Source organism: Erwinia wuhanensis (genome assembly GCF_030484085.1).
Classification (GTDB): domain Bacteria; phylum Pseudomonadota; class Gammaproteobacteria; order Enterobacterales; family Enterobacteriaceae; genus Erwinia; species Erwinia aeris.
The window spans coordinates 918,520-940,378 of sequence record NZ_JAUJUH010000001.1; the positions used below are offsets into that span (position 1 = coordinate 918,520).

Here is a 21,859-nt window from a genome sequence, read left to right on the forward strand (position 1 = left end):
GACGAGAAAAAAATCCCGGCCTGCGCCAGGAATAAGAAAATTCGATTTAGCACAGCTGGAGTAGTTGATATTTTTACATTAGTGCGGGAAATGCGTACGCGTGAGGGCGCTGTAAATTTATTTGGTGCTGATTCTGAAAAGCCACGCAGCTAACCAGACGAGCTGTCAGTCCTGATAAGGGAACCGTGCGGTTCGACGCTATGACGCTGCCTGAAGGGTCATGAGGTCGTAAAGGAAAGGTAGACGGCGCGGCATTTATTCGGCGAAAGGCATCGCTTCTGCAGTGACCAGCAGTTTATCAAGTTTTTTTCGCTTTCAGTCTCAGAAATGACGCCACAGGGTGCGTCAACCTGTTTTATGCGTTCAGGATCCCGCGATAAAGACAAGAAATGATGGTAGACAAAGTTTCCGGTAAGCAGGATTGCTACCCTACCGGCCCGTAACCGCCTGCCTGCCGGGCGCAACCGTTGAGATTATCGGAAACTTTAATGGAAACAGTGTTAAACAAAACGTTGAAAGAAAGGGTTTTTCACTCAATACTTTTTGAGGTGGTGGCTAATGTCCTGATTGCGCTCATGCTGGCGGCGATATTAGCCGTGCCCGTAACGCAATCTGCCGTGCTGGCAGCGCTGTCCGCCGTCACGGCGATGCTGTGGAATGTTATTTTTAATCGCCTGTTTGATGCTGTTCAGATAAGAATGGGTTTCAGGCGGAGCCTGCCTGTCAGGATCCTCCACGCCGTCCTTTTTGAAGCCGGACTGCTTGCCGCCCTGATCCCGGTAACCGCCTGGTGGTTTACCGTCTCATTGTTGAAAGCCTTTATGTTGCAAATTGCGCTGGTCGCCTTTTTTCTGCCTTATACCGTTGTGTTTAACTATGTTTACGACTTTTTCCGGTTTCATTGGGTTTGCCGCTCCAGGGGCGCAGAGAGGTGATAATGCCGCGTATTATAACAAGCTGCCTGATTTTACTGGTTTTAGCCGTGCTGATTATCAATTATTCGGTGCCCATCAGGTTCGCTGTAGAGGATCTGCTTTACCATCTGGCGCTGTTTCTAATGCGCCTTCGCTCGCCCTGAACGGTTTGCTGTAAAAAGGGTATTGTCGTTAACGAGGAATGTTATGGTCGATTCTGCTGCTTCTCCACCCTTGCTGCATCTGCTGTGCGGTAAAATTGCTTCCGGTAAATCCACCCTGGCGCAGCAGCTTGCCAGTGCTCCCCGCACGCTTATCCTGTCTGAAGACAGCTGGCTGTTCGGGCTTTATGGCCCGGAAATGAAAAACGTCACGGATTACGTCAAATACGCTGCAAGGCTGCGCGATACGCTGACGCCTCATCTTGTTGCCCTCTTGACAACGGGCACTTCCGTAGTGCTTGATTTTCCGGCAAATACGCTTGCGCAACGCCAGTGGATGAAACAAATTGTGGACCAGGCCCGCTGTATGCACATCCTGCATTTCCTGGATGAGCCAGACAGTTTGTGTAAAACCCGGCTGGCGTTAAGAAACCAGGCCAAAAACCATGATTTTGCTGCTACAGAGGCCGAATATGAGCTTATCAGCCGCTATTTTGTTGCGCCGGTAAAAGAAGAAGGTTTTAACATCAAACGTTATTCCAGCCACGCTGGCTAAGGTCAAGCCGATGATCAGACGGGCACGCCCGGAAGAAGCGCGGGCGCTATGGCAACTACGCAATCTGGCTATCCGCGCCGGTTGTAGAGCGTCCTACGGTGAAGAGAAGGTCATGGCCTGGACGCCGGACAAAATGCCTGGTGGCTATCTTCAGGCCATTGTTCAGCACCCTTTTTTTGTGGCAGACGCGCCGGGTTTTCCCGTAGCGACAGGCTTTCTTGACAGCGAAAAGCATAGCGTGGAGGCCATTTTTACCCTGCCGGACCATATGGGCAAAGGGTACGCCACGCAAATTTTGACGGCCATAAAAAATGAGGCCCTCTCCAGGGGCATCACTACGCTTACCCTTTCCTCCACGCCGGACGCCATGACATTTTACCAGCGTCACGGCTTTACGCTGCTCAGACAATCGGTTTACCACTCTGCGCTGGCGGGCGATCTGCTCTGCATGGAGATGCAGGCCGGGCTGTTACATTCAGAAAAAGTTACATTCTGAAACCCCTGAAAAACCAGCTAAATAACAATAAGTTAATTGCCTCCCCTTTTTGCCGGGCTTGCGATCCGTCACAGGCCTGCCAGGGTTAACGGAGCGTTTTAACAAGAGATTTATTCCAACAGGAGGTTAATATGGCCCGTTTTCAGCAAAAAGTCGTGGTGGTAACCGGTGCAGGTTCCGGTATTGGTCAGGCTGCGGCAGAACGCTTCGCCAGCGAAGGCGCTTCCGTGGTGCTGGTAGGCCGCACGAAAGAAAAGCTGGATAAGACGCTGGCGAAACTGGCTCAGGGTGAGCATCTGGTTGCAACTTGCGACGTGGGTGAGGCGGAACAGGTAGAACGGCTTGCCAAAAACGTACTGGATAAATATGGTCGGGTGGACGTGCTGGTAAATAATGCCGGCCAGATCGTGCAGGGCCGCATTCATGAGATCGCGCTGGACGACTGGAAACAGCTGATGAAGGTTGACCTGGACGGCGTGTTCTACTGCGTGCACTACTTTATGCCCGCGCTGCTGAAAAGCAAAGGCAACGTGGTTAACGTTTCTTCCGTTTCCGGGCTGGGTGGCGACTGGGGAATGAGCGTTTACAACGCCGCCAAGGGCGCGGTCACCAATTTTACCCGCTCGCTGGCGCTGGATTATGGCGAAGACGGCGTACGCGTAAACGCCATCTGTCCCGGCTTTACCTTTACCGATCTGACGGAAGAGATGAAAGATAACCAGCAGCTGCTGAATAAGTTCTATGAGCGTATTCCGCTGGCGCGTGCAGGTGAACCGGAAGATATCGCCAGCGCGATTGCCTTTATTGCCAGCGATGACGCCCGCTATATCACCGGCGTTAATCTGCCGGTCGATGGCGGTATCATGGCATCCAACGGTCAGCCTAAACAGGCCTGATGTTTCCGGCGGCACGGCGTGCCGCCTAATCCTCGTTATTGGCCGCTCGCCATTGATCAATCATTTCCGCCGTCACTTCTTTTACATAGCAAATCGGCGCTTCACCGCCCTGCCTGCTCCATGCGCTTCGTCCACCGCAGCGACTGCCGTTTCTGGCTGAATTAAACGGGCAGGCGCAGCTACCCGAATAGTCTGCGATGGACTCGGCTACAATCCGCTGCTGCACTTCCTCGTCCGACAGCCGGGCAGCCAGCGCCGGGTCTGCATAAAAAAATATTATCGCCAGGCTTAATACCCATTTTAATCTCATAGCGCCTGTCCTTACGATCTTCTTGCTGTTTGCAGCGGAAAGGGATGTTTTTATGTGCGACCTCAGGCCGTTTCAACCTCATCAATCAGCTCGGGACGCTGATTTTTGACATTGCCCACGGCCTTACTAACCGGATGCCAGGCAAATTCATCAATCGGGACGGCCCCCTCTTTTACTATTTCGCTCGCCTGCTCCGGGGTGGTTTTTTCACTTATCCAGGCAAGCGCGGCCTCGGGCGTCAGCACCAGCGGCCGACGATCGTGAATATCAAGGAGTCCTTTATCGCTGGCGGCCGTTACGATCAAGAAGCCCTCATGTTCGTCCTCTTTGTTAAAAGGCGCTTTACCGATGGCCGCAAAAAAAAGCGGCCCGCCGCTCTGATGATAAATAAAGTAAGGCTGCTTGTTACTGCCGTCGCGTTTCCATTCGTACCAGCCGTCGGCCATGACTATCGCCCGCCCGCTGCGCCAGAGCGGCTTAAACATTTTGCCCGTCGCCGCCGTTTCCGATTTAGCGTTAATCAGCGGCTGCTTGTGCCACCATTCCGGGCTGTATCCCCAATGGACAGGATCGAGATAAAGCGTCGCGTCACGTTCATTGAGCAACAGTACGCGCGTACCTGGCGCCACGTTATAGCGGCCAAGCGGCTCTGGATCGTAAGCGATATCCCGCTCGATACTGTTGCTCAAGGCTTCCAGATAAGCCTCACGGGATCGGTATTGAGTAAAACGTCCGCACATAATCTCCTCCTTTTCGATAAGCGTAGCAGCGAAAAACGGCAGGCCGCCCATGCCGTTCCCTTTTTTTCACGCGCTCGTAGCAGGCATAACTCGCCCTTTTGTAACGAAAGTTTATTAGTTACTGTCGCTTACCTTACCGCCGCAGGCTGAGCTGGACAGCCTGGCGGAAACAGCGTGATAGTACTGTTTTTTTATCAGGATCCTTATTGAGATTTATAAGCGTATATTATCTTTGCTTCGTCACTTACAGAGAACAGAGATGAAAAAAACGACCTTGCTTTTGCTGGCGTCCCTGATGGCTGTGCTGTCTGCTTCAGCATTCGCCTGTCCTAAGGGACAACATCCCCATGGCGGTACCGGTTCCCATCATAAAGGCGGCTATTGCTCTTACTGAGTCTTATTTTCAGAGCACCGCCCCCGAGTGATTTTTTATCAAGGCGCAAGCATTTATCAGCATGGCAAAGACCTGACACAGCAACATTGCGCCTTTTATAACGGCTTTAGATGAACAGGTTCAGCGCTCATCATCGCCGACCGCAAACAGCACTCCCCCCACCACAGATCGCCAGGCTCCCCCTGTCAGCAGTAAACTTAAAAAAGAACAGCATGCTGGCCGTCAGAAATCAGAGGGCAATGAACGGATAGCGCGCTAAAAACCTGTAACGGCGCTGAATAAAGTGTTTATCAGCCTCCGACAAGAAGGTTTCTTTACGCCTTTGAGCAGGTATGGCATCACCTTATTTTTTAAAAAAGGATAGCGATGGCATCAGGAAGATATCAGGTATACAGGCTGCCGCCCGACACGGACGGCAGGTGCTGGCCGTCAGGCATGCGCTTCGCGGTCCGCCAACAGCTGGTCGACAAACGCGACGATTTCCGGCTTATCCCGCTCTATTTGCGCTATTTTTTCGGCAAATTTCGGCAGATACGCCTTATGGGCATACAGTAGCGCATCCAGCACTTTGATGGCCGTATCGCCAGCCGGGATCAGCGGATTGATGGTAAACGCATGCAGCGCCGCGCCATAATCGCCGGTCACGGCCGCTTCGATAGTGGTTTCCTCCATCGCCTTCATCAGCTGGATCATGCCTCGCGCCGCAGGCGGCAGCGCTCCCCAACGCAGCGGCTCCGGGCCATGTGCGGTAATAGCTGCCGTCACTTCCACAATACAGTCGAAAGGCAGATCGGCAATGGCGCCGTTATTGCGCGTTGACACCACCATCTGTTTACCGGTGTTGTTCTGGATAGCGGCGATCAGATCGCAGGCCGCATCGCTGTAGTGTGCGCCGCCGCGCTGGCTCAGCTCTTCCGGTTTGTAGTTAAGGTTGACGTCCTTGTAGAGTTCAAACAGCCGCTTTTCGGTTTTTTTCACCACCTCGGCGCGCGTTTCATACTGCCTGAATTCTTCAACAGCGTGCGCCAGCATCGGCTCCTGTAAATAGTAATAGCGATGATAGCCGCACGGCAGGATGCCAAGGTGTTTGACCTGCTCATAGTGGAAAGGGATCTGGTGAATATTTTTCAGGCCTTCATCAGAGCGATCGCGCTGTTCCGGCGCATAGATTTTATCGATCAGTTCGGCGGTGCGTTCATTTCCTTTGTTGTCCCAGACGCGGTGCCAGTGAAAATGGTTAAGCCCGGCGAACTTGAAGTTTAGTTCGGCCTCGGGGGTCTCCAGCAGCTCACAGGCCTGGGTGATATGGCTGAAAGGCACGTTGCACAGCCCCACCGTTTTTTCCCATTGACCATATTTTATCGCCGCTTCCGTCACCATCCCGGCCGGATTGGTAAAGTCGACCAGCCACGCGTTGGGACAAAGCACGCGCATATCGTCAATAATTTCCAGAATAACGGGAATGGTGCGGAACGCTTTAAACAGCCCGCCCGCACCGTTGGTTTCCTGCCCCAACAGGCCGTTGGCCAGCGGGATAACCTCATCTTTCAGGCGAGCATCCAGCAGCCCTACGCGAAACTGCGTGGTCACGTAGTCGGCATCTTTCAGCGCCGCTTTACGATCGAGCGTCAGATGAACCTGCCAGTCCAGTCCGGCCGCCGCAATCATACGCTTCGCCATATTGCCGACGATTTCCATTTTTTCGGTGCCGTCCGCAATATCCACCAGCCAGAGTTCCGCAATGGGTAACCGATCCTTGCGCAGGATCAGCCCTTCGATCAGTTCCGGGGTATAGCTGGATCCGCCGCCGATGGTGACAATCTTTATTTTGTTTTGCATACAAAAAGCTCCTTGAATGAGCGGACAGACAGAGAGTGGGCTGAAAGCAGGTAGCCCTGCCCCTCACCGCATGGATGATGAATGACTGAATAAAACCCGCTGGGCTTTATTTATGCCGGCTGTTCAGGTAGTGATACACCGCGCCCGTCAGCCCCGCGCTGTTGCCATGGCTGGCTCTGGCGACAGACACCGTCAGGCCATACCAGGCCAGATGCGCTTTGATCTCGTCGATAAAGCCTGGCCGTTCGGTTATGCCTCCCCCCAGGAAGACACATTCCGGATCGAACAGATGCGCCAGGTTATAAATGCCCGAGCAAAGATCCTGATAAAATTGCGTAACCAGCCGGACGCAAATTTTATTTCCCTGGTCATAGCCGGCGAATATCTCTTCGCCCGTGACCGTTTCCAGCGGCCTGTCGCTTATCAGCGAATAGCGCCTGCGCAGGACCGCCAGCGTGCAGTTTTCATTCATGGTGTAGCTGTTCAGCCGTCCCGCGCCCGGCCGTTCGCTGAGCAGGTAGCCGAATTCGCCCGCCCTGAAACGATGCCCGCGCACCAGCTCACCGTTGCAAAAGAGCGCGCCGCCAATGCCCGTGCCGATAGTCATCATCAGAAAATCCCGCATCGTCTGCGCGTTACCCAGCCAGCGTTCGGCCAGCAACGCGCAGTTGGCGTCGTTTTCTACGCTAACGGGCAGGCCGGTTTTATTTTGTAGCCACGCCTGTAAAGCAAAGCCGTCAAAATCGCGCAGGGAGCCGCCCATCGTAATAAAGCCCGTCCAGGGATCGACGTAGCCGGGAACGCTCAGGGCTATTCCTTCGCATTCGGAATGGCTCGCCAGCCATGCCTGAATCGACGCCAGTATGTGCTCGCCGGAAAAATTCGGGACCGCCGTTTTTTCCTGCGCCAGGATCTCGCCCTTCTCGTTCAGCACGCCCATTTTTAAGGCGGTTCCGCCAATATCGTAAGCTGCAATTCTCATCATTCACTCCGGCTTGTTGGCGGGCGGCATGGCACCGCCCGTCAGGCCTTTCCGGTCAGCCGGATTTAAAGGGATGCACCGTCAGAGGCGATAACCTCTTTATACCAGTCGAAGCTTTTCTTTTTGGCGCGGGAGAAATCGCCGCTGCCGTCATCGCTGCGGTTAACGTAAATAAAACCGTAGCGCTTATCGTACTGTCCCGTGCCGAAAGAGACGCAGTCCAGGCAGCCCCAGGGCGTAAAGCCCATCAGATCGACGCCATCCTCCAGCACGGCTTTTTTCATCTGCACAATATGCTCGCGCAGGTAGCTGATACGGTAGTCGTCGTTGATCTCGCCGTTCTCCTCGACCTTATCGAACGCGCCGAAGCCGTTTTCCACGATAAACAGCGGTTTCTGGTAGCGTTCATAGAGCATGTTAAGCGTGTAGCGCAGGCCGACCGGATCGATCTGCCAGCCCCAGTCGGAAGCTTTTACGTGCGGATTTTTGCGGCTGCCGGGGAACGCCTCCAGCGGCGTATCGTCAGTTTGCCGGGCGGTCGCGTACTCTACGGCGTTGCTCATGTAGTAGCTGAAGCCAAGGTAGTCGGTGCAGCCTTCGCGCAGCGTCTGCTCGTCTTCCGGCGCCATATTGATAGTAAATCCGCGCTGCGCCCACTCTTTGCGAACCCAGGCAGGGTAAGCTCCGCGCATATGCACATCGCCAAACAGATAGCGCTGCTGCATCGCTTTGTGCGCGTACATTACGTCGTCCGGATGACAGGACCACGGATAGAGCGGCACCATCGCCAGCATGCAGCCAATTTTAAAATCCGGATTGATGGCGTGGCCCAGCTTCACCACTCTGGCGCTGGCAACAAACTGGTGATGCAGCACCTGGTACATCACTTCTTCAGGGTTTTCGTGATCGGTAAAAATGACGCCGGAGTTGCTGTAGCCATACAGCGGCTTGCGCCAGTTGCGCTGATTGTTGATCTCGTTAAAGGTCATCCAGTATTTCACTTTGTGCTTATAGCGCTTTAGCACCACTTCGCTGTAGCGCACAAAGAGGTCAATCAGCTCCCGGTTAAGCCAGCCGCCATACTGTTTAACCAGATGCAGCGGCATTTCAAAGTGCGACAGCGTGATCACTGGCTCAATGCCGTGCTTTAACAGCTCGTCAAAAACGTCATCATAAAACTTCAGGCCCGCCTCGTTAGGCTCGACCTCGTCGCCCTGCGGGAAAATACGCGTCCAGGCGACAGAGGTGCGGAAACACTTAAAGCCCATTTCCGCAAACAGCGCGATATCTTCCTTGTAACGATGATAAAAATCCGTGGCGAGGTGATTAGGATAATTTTTACCGGCAATCACGCCGTCGGTGATTTCTCTGTCCACACCGTGCGAACCGCCCGTCAGCACGTCGACAATGCTCGGGCCTTTGCCGCCCTCCTGCCAGCCGCCCTCAACCTGATGAGCAGCGACGGCGCCGCCCCATAAAAAATCAGCGGGTAATTTGTCAGACATAAATGGTTCCTTTTTAAAAACTACTGCGTACGGGTTTTGGTCAGCTCCTGCACTTCACGATGCAGGTAGATAATCTCTTCCACCAGCTCACGGCACAGCATGGCATTCATCAGGTGATCCTGTGCATGCACCAGGATCAGGTTGACCGGGATTTTGCCGCAGCCTTCGTCCGCGCCGATCAGCTCAGTCTGGATCCTGTGTGCTTCACGCACGGCTTTTGTCGCCTCCAGCAGCGAGGCGTCTGCCTCTTCCCAGCTATGCTTTCGCGCCGCCTGGAGCGCCTGCATGGCAGCAGAGCGCGCTTCACCGGCATGGATAATCAGCTCCATCACCGTCGTTTCCATATCCTGTGGTGCATCCATTATTTGGTCTCCTCAGCCAGAACCATGCCGTCAGCCATTTCCGCTTCCTGTTGCAGCAGCTGGCGTTCATACATTTTGAAGAACGGGTAATAAATTAACGCCGACAGGCCAATCAGAAACGCGACCAGCACCACCGCGCGCCAGTCCCACCCCGTAGACCAGGCAGCGCCAATCGGGCCGGGCGTAGTCCACGGCGCCAGGGAAATGGCATGGTTAATCAGGTTGGTGCGCGTCGCTGTCCAGGCGATAACCGCGTTGATCAGCGGCGTGGTCACAAAGGGAATAAACAGCAGCGGATTCATTACTACCGGCGAACCGAAAATGATGGGCTCGTTGATATTGAACATGCCGGGAACCAGGCCCAGACGACCGATCGAGCGCAGATGGGCAGACTTGCTGCGCAGATAAAGGATCACCAGACCCATAGTCGCGCCGGAGCCACCCACCGTAATAAAGAACTGCCAGAACGGCTCAACAAAGACTTTGGTGACCTCCTGCCCCGCGTTAAGCGCTTCCTGGTTAATACCCAGGTTAGCCAGCCAGAACGCCTGGAGCAGGCCGCCGACGATTGCCGCGCCGTGGATGCCGGCAAACCAGAGCAGATGGCACAGCAGCACGGCTATCAGCACGGCGGGCAATGAGTCCGCAGCGGACAGGATTGGCGCAAACAGAGACATAATTGCCTGCGGCAGGATCAGCCCGAAATGGCTCTCCATAAGCAGATTCAGCGGATAAAGCGTGAGGAAAATAACCAGGATCGGGATCAGCAGATCGAAAGACTGCCGGATTTTGGGCGGCACCTGTTCGGGAAGCTTAAAGCCGATATTGTATTTCGTCAGCAGATGCATGATTTCGGTACAGTACAGGCTGATAAGAATGGCGGTGAAGATGCCCTCACCGCCCAGAGAGGCAACCGACAGCGCACCATCTTTTTGCGGCGCGGCGACCACCAGAAAGGTCATCAGCGAGAGCAGCGCGGCCATCAGGCCGTTGAGCTTATAGCTCTGCGCCAGGTTATAGGCGATAGCGCTGGTGATGAAGACGGCCATAATCCCCATCGTCATATTGTAAGGCATCATCAGCTGGTCGTTATATTGCCTGACGATGCCCAGCCACCATTTTGCAAAAGCCCACTGGCTGTTTTCACTGAACGGCGGATGAGAAAACAACAGCATAAAGGAACCTACAATTAAAAACGGCATGGAAGCAATAAAGCCATCTTTAATAGCGACAACATGTCTTTGTGAAGATAAGCGCGCGGCTACCGGACTGATACGATTTTCAATCACCCCAAACAGCGAATCGGCCAGTGTGCTCATTATGCCCCCTGATGAGATTCAATAAGCGACAGGGCGGATTGCAGAATTTTTTCGCCGTTAAGCATCCCATAATCCATGGTGTTAATAACGGCAACCGGTTTATGGTATTCGGCCGCGCATTTCTGAAAATCATTGAGCTTGTATTTGATTTGCGGGCCCAGCAGGCAGCAGTCAAAATCAGCGATCTTTTCGCTGAACTCTTCCATGCCAACTGCCTGAATTTTCGTATCAATCCCGAGCTTTACGGCGGCCTTTTCCATCCGCTGCACCACCATGCTTGTGGACATGCCTGCAGAGCAACATAATAATATCTTGATCATAACATCCCCCTTTGTTTCCTGAATTTTTACGCGCCATTCGATCAGCCTGCAACCGGTTACAGATCCTCTTTTTTCTTTTTGTGATCCATCACCCACTCATTCAGTAATTTATTTATCGCTAAACATAAAATAATGTGAGACCGGTTACAGATTATTTATTTATGACGCACCTGAATATATTTACCGTGCATCATTTAATCTTTTCTGGCGTGGCGAGAAAAAAATGCGGGTTTTAACCGCTGCGTTTTTGGTTACAATAAGCGGCCGATACAGAAAGGAAACTCTCCATGATTACGATGCTGGATGTGGCCAGGCGTGCTGGCGTCTCAAAAGCGACCGTTTCTCGCGTGCTGGCCGGGCATGGCTACGTGTCGAAAACGGTGCGGGACAAGGTCATGAGCGCCGTGGAGGAGATGGGCTACCGGCCTAACTTACTGGCGCGTAATCTGGCGACCAACCGCAGCCAGAGCATTGGCCTGATGGTGCCCAATACCCTTTATAACGGCCCCTTTTTTAGCGAGCTGCTCTATCAGGTAGCGACGCTGACCGAACAGCTGGGGTCGCAGCTGGTGCTGGCCGACGGCAAACACACGGCGGACCAAGAGCGGCAGGCCATCAATTTTTTGATCGACAGCCGCTGCGATGCCCTGATCATTTATCCAAGATCGTTGAGCGTGGAAGAGATCGACGCGCTGATCCCGACGATCAGTAAGCCAATGCTGATCCTGAACCGCAGTTTAAAAACGTTCCCACACTATGCCGTCTGCGCCGATCATGAAAACGATACGTTCCAGGCGGTAGATTATCTGATTGGCCAGGGACATCGGGAAATCGCGTTTATCAAAGGCATGGCGGGATCCCACACCGGTCTCAGTCGACTGAACGGCTATTTATCCGCGCTAAAACGGCATGAGATTACGCCACATCCGGCGCTGATGCTGGAAGGCGGCTGGACTAACGAGAGCGGCAGGCTGGCGGCCTGCGAGCTGCTGCGGCGCAACGTCAGGTTTTCCGCTATTGTCGCCAGTAATGACGATATGGCGATCGGCGCCGCCTGCGCGCTGAGCGCCGTGGGGCTGAAAGTGCCGGACGATGTCTCCCTGCTCAGCTTTGATGATATCCCCGTCGCCGCCTATGTGACGCCAGCGCTAACTACCGTACGCGTGCCGGTTGCAAAGATGGTGTCCAGCGCGATGATGCAGCTGGCGAAAATGCTGGATGGCGGGCAGGTCGAGCCGCTGGCGCTGATGCCGGGCGAACTGATCCGCCGACAGTCGGTGGGGATCGGGCCTTATGGTAAGGCACAGGAGAGATGAAGCCTGCCAGGGATCGGCAAGCCGTTATCTTACTTTTCCCGTTACAAACCCGGCGATCTCACGGTTTCCTGAGGTATAGCCTGGGGATTCTCTCTCCCGTCAGATGTGCTGTTATAACTCTGTAGCGATCACACCACTTTTGCATGAAACAGTAGAATTATTTATATTATCTGCAAATTTTTCAAAGGCGATGGCATTGCCACGCTTAGAGCAATCACTAGGCACGTCATGTAGCCCAGGATATTGTGTGGTGAAGAGATCCGGACATCTTAATAATCAGGTGTGGAAACGGTTCAGGGATGCCCCTTTTAAGAGTGGGTTATAACCTGTTTCCATTGCGAGACGGGGCGTTAGCACTATTTAAACTGCGCTTATTATGTACCGTTTTAAAAGGATTTGGATAAAGACCTGGAATATAAAAAGCCAACATAAAATTTACATCCTATGTTGGCTACATATTGCAAAACTCAGCTTACATGTGCTGAATCATAGCATCGCCAAACTCTGAAGATTTCAGCAGTTTAGCGCCGTCCATCAGACGTTCGAAGTCATAGGTCACGGTTTTGGCCGCGATGGCACCTTCCATACCTTTAACAATCAGGTCTGCGGCTTCGAACCAGCCCATGTGACGCAGCATCATTTCTGCGGACAGGATAACGGAACCCGGGTTCACTTTATCCTGACCTGCATATTTAGGCGCCGTACCGTGGGTGGCTTCAAACAGCGCACATTCGTCGCCGATGTTTGCGCCAGGTGCAATACCGATACCGCCAACCTGCGCCGCCAGGGCGTCGGAGATGTAATCGCCGTTCAGGTTCATACAGGCGATAACGTCATATTCTGCCGGACGCAGCAGGATCTGCTGCAGGAACGCATCGGCGATCACGTCTTTGATAACGATCTCTTTGCCGGTGTTCGGGTTTTTGATCTTCATCCACGGGCCGCCGTCAATCAGCTCGCCGCCGAACTCGTCTTTCGCCAGCTGGTAACCCCAGTCTTTGAATGCGCCTTCGGTGAACTTCATGATGTTGCCTTTGTGCACCAGGGTCACAGAATCGCGATCGTTGGTGATGGCGTATTCAATCGCCGCGCGTACCAGGCGCTTGGTGCCTGCTTCTGAACATGGCTTCACGCCGATGCCGCACTGCTCAGGGAAGCGAATTTTCTTCACGCCCATTTCGTCGCGCAGGAATTTGATCACCTTATCCGCTTCCGGCGTACCGGCTTTCCACTCGATACCGGCATAGATATCTTCGGAGTTTTCGCGGAAGATCACCATATCGGTCTCTTCAGGACGTTTAACCGGGCTTGGCGTGCCGGTGTAGTAACGGACCGGGCGCAGGCAGATATAGAGATCCAGCTGCTGGCGCAGGGCCACGTTCAGGGAACGAATACCGCCGCCAACTGGCGTGGTCAGTGGGCCTTTAATCGCCACACGGTACTCTTTGATTAAATCGAGGGTTTCCTGCGGTAGCCAGACGTCCTGGCCGTACAGCTCTACTGATTTCTCACCGGTATAAATTTCCATCCAGGAAATTTTACGCTCACCGTTATAAGCTTTCTGCACGGCGGCATCGACCACCTTGATCATCACGGGAGAAACGTCGACCCCAATACCGTCACCTTCAATAAAAGGGATGATTGGATTGTTTGGGACGTTCAGCTTGCCCTGATCCAGGGTGATTTTCTGACCTTCCGCCGGAACAACTACTTTGCTTTCCATTAACCTCTCCTTCGAGCGCTTTTTTGTTAATGATTTGTAAGATGCGCGTCAATACTACTCGAATATTCACGCCGCGCCAATCTTCACCGCTTTGCGTTATAATGCGCCCATTGTGAACAAGTGCAAAGACTATGCGTAAATCTTCCGTTAATAATCACCGCCTTAAACGATTCAGCCCGGCCCGCAGCGCGAAAGCCGCCGACAAGGGGCCAAGGCGTGTTATCGTTTTTAACAAACCCTTTGACGTCCTGCCGCAGTTCAGCGACGAGGCAGGCCGCAGCACGTTAAAAGATTTTATTCCCGTTAGCGGCGTTTATGCTGCCGGCCGTCTGGACCGCGACAGCGAAGGCCTGATGGTGCTGACCAACGACGGCGCGCTGCAGGCTAAGCTGACGCAGCCGGGCAAACGCACCGGAAAAATCTATTATGTTCAGGTGGAAGGCGCACCGGGCGAGCGTGATATTCAGCCGCTGCGCGATGGCGTTAATCTGAAAGATGGCCCTACGCTGCCCGCTGGCGTAGAAATCGTCGAGGAGCCGGAGTGGATTTGGCCGCGCAACCCGCCGGTACGCGAGCGCAAGGCTATTCCCACCAGCTGGCTGAAAATCACTTTATTCGAGGGTCGGAACCGTCAGGTGCGGCGCATGACCGCCCATATCGGCTTCCCTACCCTGCGTCTGATCCGCTTTGCTATGGGCAATACGGAGCTGCAAAACTTATCGCCCGGCGAATGGCGCGACGTCACCGGCGACTTTCCCCTCTAAGCCTGCAAGGAGTCAGCATGTTTAAACCGCACGTTACCGTAGCCACCGTCGTTCAGGCGGAAGGCCAGTTTTTGGTGGTTGAGGAAATGGTGCGCGGCCGCGCGACCTGGAACCAGCCCGCAGGCCACCTCGAAGCCAACGAGACCCTGCTGCAGGCCGCCGCGCGCGAGCTGTACGAGGAGACGGGCCTGGAGGCCGTTCCTCAGGTTTTTCTGCGGCTTCATCAATGGATCGCGCCCGACAATACGCCGTTTCTACGTTTTTTGTTCGCGCTGGATTTACCGAAAATGCTGCCGACCAGCCCTCAGGATCGCGATATCGATCGCGCATTATGGCTGCCGCCGGAGGCGATTATCGGCGCGAAAAAGCTCCGTTCGCCGCTGGTTGCCGAAAGTTTGCGGATTTATCAGCAGGGCGTACGCTATCCGCTTGAGGTGCTGAGCGCGTTCCAGTGGCCCTTTAGCGAGGATGCGCCCGCCGCCGACGCGTGGTAGAATATGCCGCAATTTTAAAGTGCAGCCTTTAACTGCAACTCAAAGTCGGGTATTTCTCATGTCATTAGGTAAAAAAGTGATCGTCGGTATGTCCGGCGGCGTGGACTCCTCCGTTTCCGCCTGGTTACTGCAACAGCAGGGCTATCAGGTTGAAGGCCTGTTTATGAAAAACTGGGAAGAGGACGACGGTGAGGAATACTGTACCGCAGCGGAAGACCTGGCGGATGCGCAGGCGGTCTGCGACAAGCTGGGCATCCACCTGCATACGGTGAACTTTGCGGCGGAATACTGGGACAACGTGTTCGAGCATTTCCTCGAAGAGTATAAGGCTGGCCGCACGCCTAACCCGGATATTCTCTGCAACAAAGAGATCAAATTCAAAGCCTTCCTGGAGTTCGCGGCCGAAGATCTGGGCGCGGATTTTATCGCTACCGGTCACTACGTGCGTCGCCGCGACGTTGACGGCAAAAGCCAGCTTTTGCGCGGTCTGGACGACAACAAAGATCAAAGCTACTTCCTCTATACGTTGGGCCATGAGCAAATTGCGCAGAGCCTCTTTCCGGTTGGTGAACTGACCAAGCCAGAAGTGCGCCGCATTGCCGAAGATCTGGAACTGGTGACGGCGAAGAAGAAAGACTCTACCGGCATCTGCTTTATCGGCGAACGCAAGTTCCGCGATTTCCTGGGGCGCTATCTGCCCGCTCAGCCCGGCGCTATCGTCAGTACGGAAGGCGACGTCGTGGGCGAGCATCAGGGGCTGATGTATCACACGCTGGGCCAGCGCAAAGGACTGGGGATCGGCGGCACCAAAGAAGGCAGCGAAGAGCCGTGGTACGTGGTGGATAAAGACGTGGCGAACAATCTGCTGGTGGTTGCGCAGGGTCACGACCATCCGCGCCTGATGTCGGTCGGGCTGATCGCCCAGCAGCTGCATCTGGTCGACCGCGAAATTATCGCCGCGCCAATGCGCTGCACGGTGAAAACCCGCTATCGCCAGAGCGATATTCCCTGTACGGTAACGCCGCTGGGTGCCGATCGGCTGGAAGTGCGTTTTGACGAGCCGGTCGCGGCGGTCACGCCGGGCCAGTCCGCCGTGTTCTATCAGGGTGAAATCTGTCTGGGCGGCGGCATTATCGAAGAGCGTCTGCCTCTTTAAAAAGGTTATGCCGGGCGGGCCTCTGTCCGGCGGCGCATACAGGAGTTACCGTGGCGAAAAATTATTACGACATTACGCTGGCCCTCGCGGGCATCTGCCAGGGCGCGCACCTGGTGCAGCAGCTGGCGCATCAGGGACACTGCCCGCCCGAGTCGCTAAAGGTGTCGCTGTCGAGCGTGGTCGATCTCAACCCCTCCTCGACGCTCGCCGTTTACGGTGGCAAAGAAGAGAACCTGCGCTTCGGGCTGGAGACGCTGATTGCCGTGCTGAACAGCAGCAGCCGTCACGGCGCGGGCGCGGAGCTGACGCGCTATACCCTGAGCATGATGGTGCTGGAGCGCAAGCTGAGCGCCAGTAAAACCGCGCTGGACGAACTCTCAAAACGCATTGCGCAGCTGGATCGCCAGCTGGCGCATTACGACCTGGAATCCGATACGCTGCTGAGCGCTATGGCCGCCATCTATGTGGATGTGATTAGCCCGCTTGGCCCGCGTATCCAGGTCACCGGCTCGCCCGCCGTGCTGCAAAACTCGCAAATTCAGAGCAAAGTCCGCGCCGCGCTGCTGGCCGGTATTCGCTCCGCCGTACTCTGGCATCAGGTAGGCGGCGGCCGCCTGCAGCTGATGTTTTCACGCAATCGCCTTGTGAAAGAGGCGAAACAAATTTTATCCCGTTGTCCCCAACCTCTTTAATCTTCAGGAGTTACACTGATGGAATTATCCTCTCTGACTGCCGTCTCCCCTATTGATGGCCGTTATGGCGACAAAGTCAGCCCGCTGCGCGCTATTTTCAGCGAATTTGGCCTGCTGAAATTCCGCGTTGAGGTTGAAGTACGCTGGTTACAGAAACTGGCCGCCTGCGCAGAGATCAAGGAAGTTCCTGCATTTGACGCTGACGCAAACGCTTACCTTGATGCAATTGTCGCTAATTTCAACGAAGAAGACGCCGCGCGTATTAAAACCATCGAGCGTACCACCAACCATGATGTCAAAGCGGTTGAGTATTTCCTGAAAGAGAAAGTAGAGCCGGTTGCCGCGCTGCACGCCGTATCTGAATTTATTCACTTCGCTTGTACTTCTGAAGATATCAACAACCTCTCGCATGCGCTGATGCTTAACACTGCGCGTCGTGAAGTCATCGTGCCCTACTGGAACAAAATTATCGCGGCGGTTAAAGACCTGGCGGTACAGTATCGCGATATTCCGCTGCTTTCCCGTACGCACGGCCAGCCCGCCACGCCTTCCACGCTCGGCAAGGAGATGGCGAACGTCGCCTACCGCTTTGAGCGCCAGCTGCGTCAGCTGGAGCGCATCGAGGTGCTGGGTAAACTCAACGGCGCGGTCGGCAACTACAACGCCCACATCGCCGCCTACCCGGAAGTGGACTGGCACCAGATGAGCGAAAGCTTCGTCACCTCGCTGGGCATTACCTGGAACCCCTACACCACCCAGATCGAGCCGCACGACTACATTGCCGAAATGTTTGACTGCATCGCGCGCTTCAATACCATTCTGATCGACTTCGATCGCGACGTGTGGGGCTATATCGCGCTGAATCATTTCAAACAGAAAACCATTGCGGGCGAAATTGGTTCCTCCACCATGCCGCACAAGGTCAACCCGATCGACTTTGAAAACTCCGAGGGCAACCTGGGTCTGGCTAACGCCGTGATGCAGCACCTGGCAAGCAAGCTGCCGGTTTCCCGCTGGCAGCGCGATCTGACCGACTCCACGGTGCTGCGTAATCTGGGCGTCGGCATGGGCTATGCGCTGATCGCCTATCAGGCGACGCTGAAAGGCGTGTCCAAACTGGAAGTGAACCGCGATCGCCTTCTGGACGAGCTGGATCACAACTGGGAAGTGCTGGCGGAACCAATCCAGACCGTGATGCGCCGTTACGGTATTGAAAAGCCTTACGAAAAACTGAAAGAGCTGACTCGCGGCAAGCGCGTGGATGCCGCAGGCATGAAAGCCTTTATCGATGGTCTGGCGCTGCCGGAAGAAGAGAAAACCCGCCTGAAGCTTATGACGCCCGCCAACTATCTGGGCCGCGCGGTGCAGATGGTCGACGAGCTGCCGTAATTTTCCGCGCGACGTCTGGTTCGCGCTACATCAGAAGGCCGACGCAAGTCGGCCTGTGTTAATCTATTGTTTATCTGCTTTAACCTATACTTTCCTCAGATCGTAATCGGCCCCGGTCTTTGACCGAATCTACTGAAAGGATAATGTTATGCGCGTATTGATTGTGGAAGATAATCCCTTACTGCGTCATCATCTGGCCGTGCAGCTGCGCGAAATGGGCCATCAGGTAGATGCGGCGGAAGATGCCAAAGAAGCTGACTATTTTCTTACCGAACATACCCCCGATATTACCTTGGTCGATTTAGGCCTGCCGGATGAAGACGGCATGACGATGATCCGCCGCTGGCGCGGTCTGGAAGTCAAACAGCCGATCCTGGTGCTGACGGCTCGCGAAGGCTGGCAGGCTAAGGTAGAAGCGCTGGAAGCCGGTGCCGATGACTACGTGACCAAGCCTTTTCATATTGAAGAAGTGGTGGCCCGTATGCAGGCGCTGATGCGGCGCAACAGCGGCCTGGCTTCACAAATCATCTCGCTGGCGCCTTTTCAGGTCGATCTGTCGCGGCGCGAGCTGAGCGTCAACGAGCAACAAATTAAGCTGACCGCTTTTGAATACACCATTATCGAAACGCTGATCCGCAATGCCGGTAAGGTCGTCAGCAAAGATTCGCTAATGCTCCAGCTTTATCCCGACGCTGAACTGCGTGAGAGCCACACCATCGACGTATTGATGGGGCGCCTGCGTAAAAAAATTCAGGCCGTCTGGCCGCAGGATGTGATCACCACCGTCCGCGGGCAGGGTTATCGGTTCGATCTTTAATGACGTTACTTCGTCCTGATACGCCTTTTTCACTGCGCGCCCGCTTTCTGTTAGCTACGGCGGCGGTCGTGCTGATCCTGTCGCTCTCTTATGGCATGGTGGCCGTTGTCGGCTACGTGGTCAGTTTTGATAAAAACACCTACCGGGTAATGCGCGCGGAGAGCAATCTCTTTTTTACGCTGGCACAGTGGCAGAATAACCAGTTAACCATTGCCCAGCCCGAGCGGGTATCGCTTAACTTCCCTACTCTGGTTTTTATCTATAACGAGGACGGCAAGCTGCTGTGGCAGCTGCGCGACGTGCCGGAGATCCGTTCTCGCATCAAGCGAGAATGGCTTAAACGCGCTGATTTCTATGAAATTGACGCCGATAACAACATCAGTCGCCAGGCGCTGGGCGATAATAAGGAAGCGCAAAATAAGCTGACCGCCTATGACGACGATAACAACGACACTTTTACCCACTCGGTAGCGGTAAACCGCTACGCGGCGACGCCGACCCTTCCGGCGTTGACCGTGGTCGTGGTGGATTCTATTCCTCAGGAGCTGCAGCATTCCGACGTGGTATGGTCGTGGTTCAGCTATGTGCTGCTGGTCAACCTGCTGCTGGTCATTCCTTTGCTGTGGCTGGCCGCGCACTGGAGCCTGCGGCCGATAGGCCTGCTGGCCGCACAGCTGCGCGAGCTGGAGCACGGCACGCGCGAAACCCTGGCCGACGAAACGCCGCAGGAGCTGCAAAGCCTGGTGCGCAACCTGAATTTTCTGCTGGATAACGAGCGTCAGCGCTACACCCGCTATCGCACCACGCTCAGCGATCTGACCCACAGCCTGAAAACACCGCTGGCGGTGCTGCAAACCACGCTGCGTTCGCTGCGCGGCGGCCGCAACCTTTCCGTCGAGCAGGCCGAACCTATTATGCTGGAGCAGATCAGCCGTATCTCGCAGCAGATCGGCTACTATCTGCACCGTGCCAGCATGCAGGCCGATCACAACGTGCTGAAGCGCGAGCTGCATTCCGTGCCGGCGCTGCTGGATAGCCTCTGTTCGGCACTGAACAAGGTTTATCAGCTGAAAGGCGTGGAGCTGACGCTGGATATCTCGCCGGAAATTACCTTTGTCGGCGAGCAAAATGACTTTATGGAAGTGCTGGGTAACGTGCTGGATAATGCCTGCAAGTACTGCCTGGAATTTGTGGAAATCCGGGGTCGCCAGACCGACGATGAGCTGCATTTGATCGTGGAAGACGACGGGCCGGGCATTCCGGAAAGCAAACGCGATATGATTTTTATTCGCGGTCAGCGCGCCGACACGTTGCGTCCCGGCCAGGGCATTGGTCTGGCCGTAGCGCGCGATATCGTGGAGCAGTATGCCGGCGATATCATCGCCACCACCAGCGAACTGGGCGGCGCCCGAATGGAAGTCATCTTCCGCCGTCAGGAAGTGGTCGGCGAAAAACCCTGAAGGCGGCTATTTGCGGCGGCGGCCGCAAATGCTTTTCCCTGCCATCCTTTCCGACTGTTATAATCGATGAAATTCAGCGTTTCAGGAAGACCCATTATGGATTATCAGCTCGATCTCAACTGGCCCGATTTTATCCAGCGCTATTGGCAAAAGCGTCCCGTCGTGCTCAAGCGCGGCTTTAAAAATTTTGTCGATCCTATTTCGCCGGACGAGCTGGCCGGTCTTGCGATGGAAAACGAGGTCGACAGCCGCCTGGTCAGTCATGACAACGACAAGTGGCAGGTCGCGCACGGGCCGTTTGAAAGCTTTGACCACCTTGGCGAAAACAACTGGTCGCTGCTGGTGCAGGCGGTCGACCACTGGCACGAGCCTTCGGCCGCGCTGATGCGCCCTTTCCGCTTTCTGCCGGACTGGCGCACTGACGATCTGATGATCTCCTTCTCCGTGCCCGGCGGCGGCGTTGGTCCGCATCTGGATCAGTACGATGTCTTTATCATTCAGGGCACCGGCCGTCGCCGCTGGCGCGTGGGCGAAAAAGTGGCCATGAAGCAGCACTGTCCGCATCCGGACCTGCTACAGGTCGAGCCGTTCGACGCGATTATTGATGAGGAAATGGAACCGGGCGATATCCTTTATATTCCGCCAGGATTCCCACACGAAGGCTACTCGCTGGAAAGCGCGATTAACTATTCCGTTGGCTTCCGCGCGCCAAGCGGCCGCGAGCTGATTAGCGGCTTTGCGGACTATGTGCTGTCGCGCGAGCTGGGCAGCCGTCGCTTTACCGATCCGGACGTGCCAGCGCGTGAAAATACCGCAGAAATTCTGCCGCAGGAGCTGGACGGTATCCGCGAAATGATGCTGGAAGTGATTAACCAGCCGGAACACTTTAACCAGTGGTTTGGCGAGTTTATCTCCCAGTCCCGCCACGAACTGGATGTGGCGCCGCCGGAACCCCCTTACCAGCCGGATGAGATTTACGACGCGCTGCAACAGGGCGACAGCCTGCAACGTCTGGGCGGCCTGCGCGTGCTGTCTATTGGCGATGCCGTGTTCGTTAACGGCGAGCAGCTTGAATCGCAGCGGCCGGACGCATTGCGGGTGTTAGCGAATCAGCATTCCGTGCACGCGGCGGATCTGGGCGAGGCGCTGGACGATCCGTCTTTCCTGGCGCAGCTGGCGGCATTGGTTAACAGCGGCTACTGGTACTTCAGCGAAGAAGAATAACCGTAACGGCCCTGATTTCAGGGCCGTTTT

22 protein-coding genes are annotated in these 21,859 nt (G+C 54.9%); 13 read left to right on the plus strand and 9 right to left on the minus strand.

Annotated elements, in window-relative coordinates:
• Positions 1-488: 488 nt before the first annotated feature.
• The 4 genes from QZH36_RS04150 to budC all read left to right on the plus strand — a co-directional run bounded on the left by QZH36_RS04150 (position 489) and on the right by budC (position 3,023).
• Complete coding sequence (locus QZH36_RS04150) at positions 489-935, plus strand: PACE efflux transporter (protein WP_301729696.1); 447 nt, start codon at positions 489-491, stop codon at positions 933-935.
• A 186-nt stretch (positions 936-1,121) separates the two neighbouring features.
• Positions 1,122-1,631, plus strand: coding sequence for a P-loop nucleotide/nucleoside kinase family protein (locus QZH36_RS04155; RefSeq protein ID WP_253454538.1), 510 nt, complete (start codon positions 1,122-1,124; stop codon positions 1,629-1,631).
• A gap of 10 nt (positions 1,632-1,641) precedes the next feature.
• Entirely contained in the window at positions 1,642-2,127 is a 486-nt protein-coding gene (locus QZH36_RS04160; RefSeq protein WP_253454539.1) for a GNAT family N-acetyltransferase, read from the plus strand.
• Positions 2,128-2,258: 131 nt separating this feature from the next.
• Entirely contained in the window at positions 2,259-3,023 is a 765-nt protein-coding gene (gene budC, locus QZH36_RS04165; RefSeq protein ID WP_253454540.1) for a meso-2,3-butanediol dehydrogenase, read from the plus strand.
• A 25-nt stretch (positions 3,024-3,048) separates the two neighbouring features.
• Here budC and QZH36_RS04170 read toward each other — a convergent pair whose 3' ends face one another.
• The 8 genes from QZH36_RS04170 to QZH36_RS04205 form a co-directional block, all read right to left on the minus strand.
• A complete protein-coding gene (locus tag QZH36_RS04170) occupies positions 3,049-3,333 on the minus strand; it encodes a hypothetical protein (RefSeq protein ID WP_253454541.1) in 285 nt (94 codons plus the stop codon).
• A gap of 62 nt (positions 3,334-3,395) precedes the next feature.
• Positions 3,396-4,073, minus strand: a complete 678-nt coding sequence (locus tag QZH36_RS04175; protein ID WP_301729697.1) for an SOS response-associated peptidase family protein — start codon at positions 4,071-4,073, stop codon at positions 3,396-3,398.
• Positions 4,074-4,896: 823 nt separating this feature from the next.
• Positions 4,897-6,306, minus strand: a complete 1,410-nt coding sequence (locus QZH36_RS04180) for a 6-phospho-beta-glucosidase (RefSeq protein WP_301729698.1) — start codon at positions 6,304-6,306, stop codon at positions 4,897-4,899.
• Positions 6,307-6,412: 106 nt separating this feature from the next.
• Complete coding sequence (locus QZH36_RS04185) at positions 6,413-7,288, minus strand: ROK family protein (RefSeq protein WP_301251808.1); 876 nt, start codon at positions 7,286-7,288, stop codon at positions 6,413-6,415.
• Positions 7,289-7,353: 65 nt separating this feature from the next.
• Positions 7,354-8,793, minus strand: a complete 1,440-nt coding sequence (locus QZH36_RS04190; protein WP_253454544.1) for a 6-phospho-beta-glucosidase — start codon at positions 8,791-8,793, stop codon at positions 7,354-7,356.
• Between the two features lie 20 nt (positions 8,794-8,813).
• Positions 8,814-9,155: a PTS lactose/cellobiose transporter subunit IIA gene (locus QZH36_RS04195; RefSeq protein WP_253454545.1), complete on the minus strand. Its 342-nt coding sequence runs from the start codon at positions 9,153-9,155 to the stop codon at positions 8,814-8,816.
• The gene (locus tag QZH36_RS04200; RefSeq protein ID WP_253454546.1) at positions 9,155-10,474 is read right to left on the minus strand and encodes a PTS sugar transporter subunit IIC; all 1,320 of its coding nucleotides are present in this window, start codon (positions 10,472-10,474) and stop codon (positions 9,155-9,157) included. The genes QZH36_RS04195 and QZH36_RS04200 overlap by 1 nt, the downstream gene beginning before the upstream one ends.
• A complete protein-coding gene (locus tag QZH36_RS04205; protein ID WP_253454547.1) occupies positions 10,474-10,794 on the minus strand; it encodes a PTS sugar transporter subunit IIB in 321 nt (106 codons plus the stop codon). Before QZH36_RS04205 ends, QZH36_RS04200 begins: the two co-directional genes overlap by 1 nt.
• A 287-nt stretch (positions 10,795-11,081) precedes the next feature.
• Here QZH36_RS04205 and QZH36_RS04210 point away from each other — a divergent pair, with 287 nt between their 5' ends.
• The gene (locus QZH36_RS04210) at positions 11,082-12,110 is read left to right on the plus strand and encodes a LacI family DNA-binding transcriptional regulator (RefSeq protein ID WP_253454548.1); all 1,029 of its coding nucleotides are present in this window, start codon (positions 11,082-11,084) and stop codon (positions 12,108-12,110) included.
• Between the two features lie 472 nt (positions 12,111-12,582).
• Here the strand turns inward: QZH36_RS04210 and icd are convergent, their stop codons facing one another.
• Positions 12,583-13,833, minus strand: a complete 1,251-nt coding sequence (gene icd, locus QZH36_RS04215) for an NADP-dependent isocitrate dehydrogenase (RefSeq protein WP_301729699.1) — start codon at positions 13,831-13,833, stop codon at positions 12,583-12,585.
• A gap of 131 nt (positions 13,834-13,964) precedes the next feature.
• On the opposite strand from icd, the gene rluE reads away from it, so the two are divergent.
• The 8 genes from rluE (at position 13,965) to QZH36_RS04255 (ending at position 21,829) form a co-directional block, all read left to right on the plus strand.
• Entirely contained in the window at positions 13,965-14,597 is a 633-nt protein-coding gene (rluE, locus tag QZH36_RS04220) for a 23S rRNA pseudouridine(2457) synthase RluE (protein WP_301251732.1), read from the plus strand.
• 17 nt (positions 14,598-14,614) lie between these two features.
• Complete coding sequence (locus QZH36_RS04225; protein ID WP_125289649.1) at positions 14,615-15,091, plus strand: NUDIX domain-containing protein; 477 nt, start codon at positions 14,615-14,617, stop codon at positions 15,089-15,091.
• Positions 15,092-15,149: 58 nt separating this feature from the next.
• On the plus strand, positions 15,150-16,247 hold the full coding sequence (mnmA, locus tag QZH36_RS04230) for a tRNA 2-thiouridine(34) synthase MnmA (protein ID WP_125289648.1): 1,098 nt from the start codon (positions 15,150-15,152) through the stop codon (positions 16,245-16,247).
• A gap of 50 nt (positions 16,248-16,297) precedes the next feature.
• Positions 16,298-16,939, plus strand: coding sequence for a high frequency lysogenization protein HflD (hflD, locus tag QZH36_RS04235; protein WP_125289647.1), 642 nt, complete (start codon positions 16,298-16,300; stop codon positions 16,937-16,939).
• Positions 16,940-16,957: 18 nt separating this feature from the next.
• On the plus strand, positions 16,958-18,328 hold the full coding sequence (gene purB, locus QZH36_RS04240; protein ID WP_125289646.1) for an adenylosuccinate lyase: 1,371 nt from the start codon (positions 16,958-16,960) through the stop codon (positions 18,326-18,328).
• A 148-nt stretch (positions 18,329-18,476) separates the two neighbouring features.
• Complete coding sequence (gene phoP, locus QZH36_RS04245) at positions 18,477-19,145, plus strand: two-component system response regulator PhoP (protein ID WP_125289645.1); 669 nt, start codon at positions 18,477-18,479, stop codon at positions 19,143-19,145.
• Positions 19,145-20,605: a two-component system sensor histidine kinase PhoQ gene (gene phoQ, locus QZH36_RS04250; protein WP_125289644.1), complete on the plus strand. Its 1,461-nt coding sequence runs from the start codon at positions 19,145-19,147 to the stop codon at positions 20,603-20,605. Before phoP ends, phoQ begins: the two co-directional genes overlap by 1 nt.
• A gap of 96 nt (positions 20,606-20,701) precedes the next feature.
• Positions 20,702-21,829, plus strand: coding sequence for a ribosomal protein uL16 3-hydroxylase (locus QZH36_RS04255; RefSeq protein WP_253454551.1), 1,128 nt, complete (start codon positions 20,702-20,704; stop codon positions 21,827-21,829).
• Positions 21,830-21,859 lie beyond the last annotated feature (30 nt).

Coding starts and splice junctions, on each gene's coding strand:
- QZH36_RS04150 (WP_301729696.1), top strand. CDS start 489: ATGGAAACAGTGTTAAACAAAACGTTGAAAGAAAGGGTTTTTCACTCA.
- QZH36_RS04155 (WP_253454538.1), top strand. CDS start 1,122: ATGGTCGATTCTGCTGCTTCTCCACCCTTGCTGCATCTGCTGTGCGGT.
- QZH36_RS04160 (WP_253454539.1), top strand. CDS start 1,642: ATGATCAGACGGGCACGCCCGGAAGAAGCGCGGGCGCTATGGCAACTA.
- budC (WP_253454540.1), top strand. CDS start 2,259: ATGGCCCGTTTTCAGCAAAAAGTCGTGGTGGTAACCGGTGCAGGTTCC.
- QZH36_RS04170 (WP_253454541.1), bottom strand. CDS start 3,333: ATGAGATTAAAATGGGTATTAAGCCTGGCGATAATATTTTTTTATGCA.
- QZH36_RS04175 (WP_301729697.1), bottom strand. CDS start 4,073: ATGTGCGGACGTTTTACTCAATACCGATCCCGTGAGGCTTATCTGGAA.
- QZH36_RS04180 (WP_301729698.1), bottom strand. CDS start 6,306: ATGCAAAACAAAATAAAGATTGTCACCATCGGCGGCGGATCCAGCTAT.
- QZH36_RS04185 (WP_301251808.1), bottom strand. CDS start 7,288: ATGAGAATTGCAGCTTACGATATTGGCGGAACCGCCTTAAAAATGGGC.
- QZH36_RS04190 (WP_253454544.1), bottom strand. CDS start 8,793: ATGTCTGACAAATTACCCGCTGATTTTTTATGGGGCGGCGCCGTCGCT.
- QZH36_RS04195 (WP_253454545.1), bottom strand. CDS start 9,155: ATGGATGCACCACAGGATATGGAAACGACGGTGATGGAGCTGATTATC.
- QZH36_RS04200 (WP_253454546.1), bottom strand. CDS start 10,474: ATGAGCACACTGGCCGATTCGCTGTTTGGGGTGATTGAAAATCGTATC.
- QZH36_RS04205 (WP_253454547.1), bottom strand. CDS start 10,794: ATGATCAAGATATTATTATGTTGCTCTGCAGGCATGTCCACAAGCATG.
- QZH36_RS04210 (WP_253454548.1), top strand. CDS start 11,082: ATGATTACGATGCTGGATGTGGCCAGGCGTGCTGGCGTCTCAAAAGCG.
- icd (WP_301729699.1), bottom strand. CDS start 13,833: ATGGAAAGCAAAGTAGTTGTTCCGGCGGAAGGTCAGAAAATCACCCTG.
- rluE (WP_301251732.1), top strand. CDS start 13,965: ATGCGTAAATCTTCCGTTAATAATCACCGCCTTAAACGATTCAGCCCG.
- QZH36_RS04225 (WP_125289649.1), top strand. CDS start 14,615: ATGTTTAAACCGCACGTTACCGTAGCCACCGTCGTTCAGGCGGAAGGC.
- mnmA (WP_125289648.1), top strand. CDS start 15,150: ATGTCATTAGGTAAAAAAGTGATCGTCGGTATGTCCGGCGGCGTGGAC.
- purB (WP_125289646.1), top strand. CDS start 16,958: ATGGAATTATCCTCTCTGACTGCCGTCTCCCCTATTGATGGCCGTTAT.
- phoP (WP_125289645.1), top strand. CDS start 18,477: ATGCGCGTATTGATTGTGGAAGATAATCCCTTACTGCGTCATCATCTG.
- phoQ (WP_125289644.1), top strand. CDS start 19,145: ATGACGTTACTTCGTCCTGATACGCCTTTTTCACTGCGCGCCCGCTTT.
- QZH36_RS04255 (WP_253454551.1), top strand. CDS start 20,702: ATGGATTATCAGCTCGATCTCAACTGGCCCGATTTTATCCAGCGCTAT.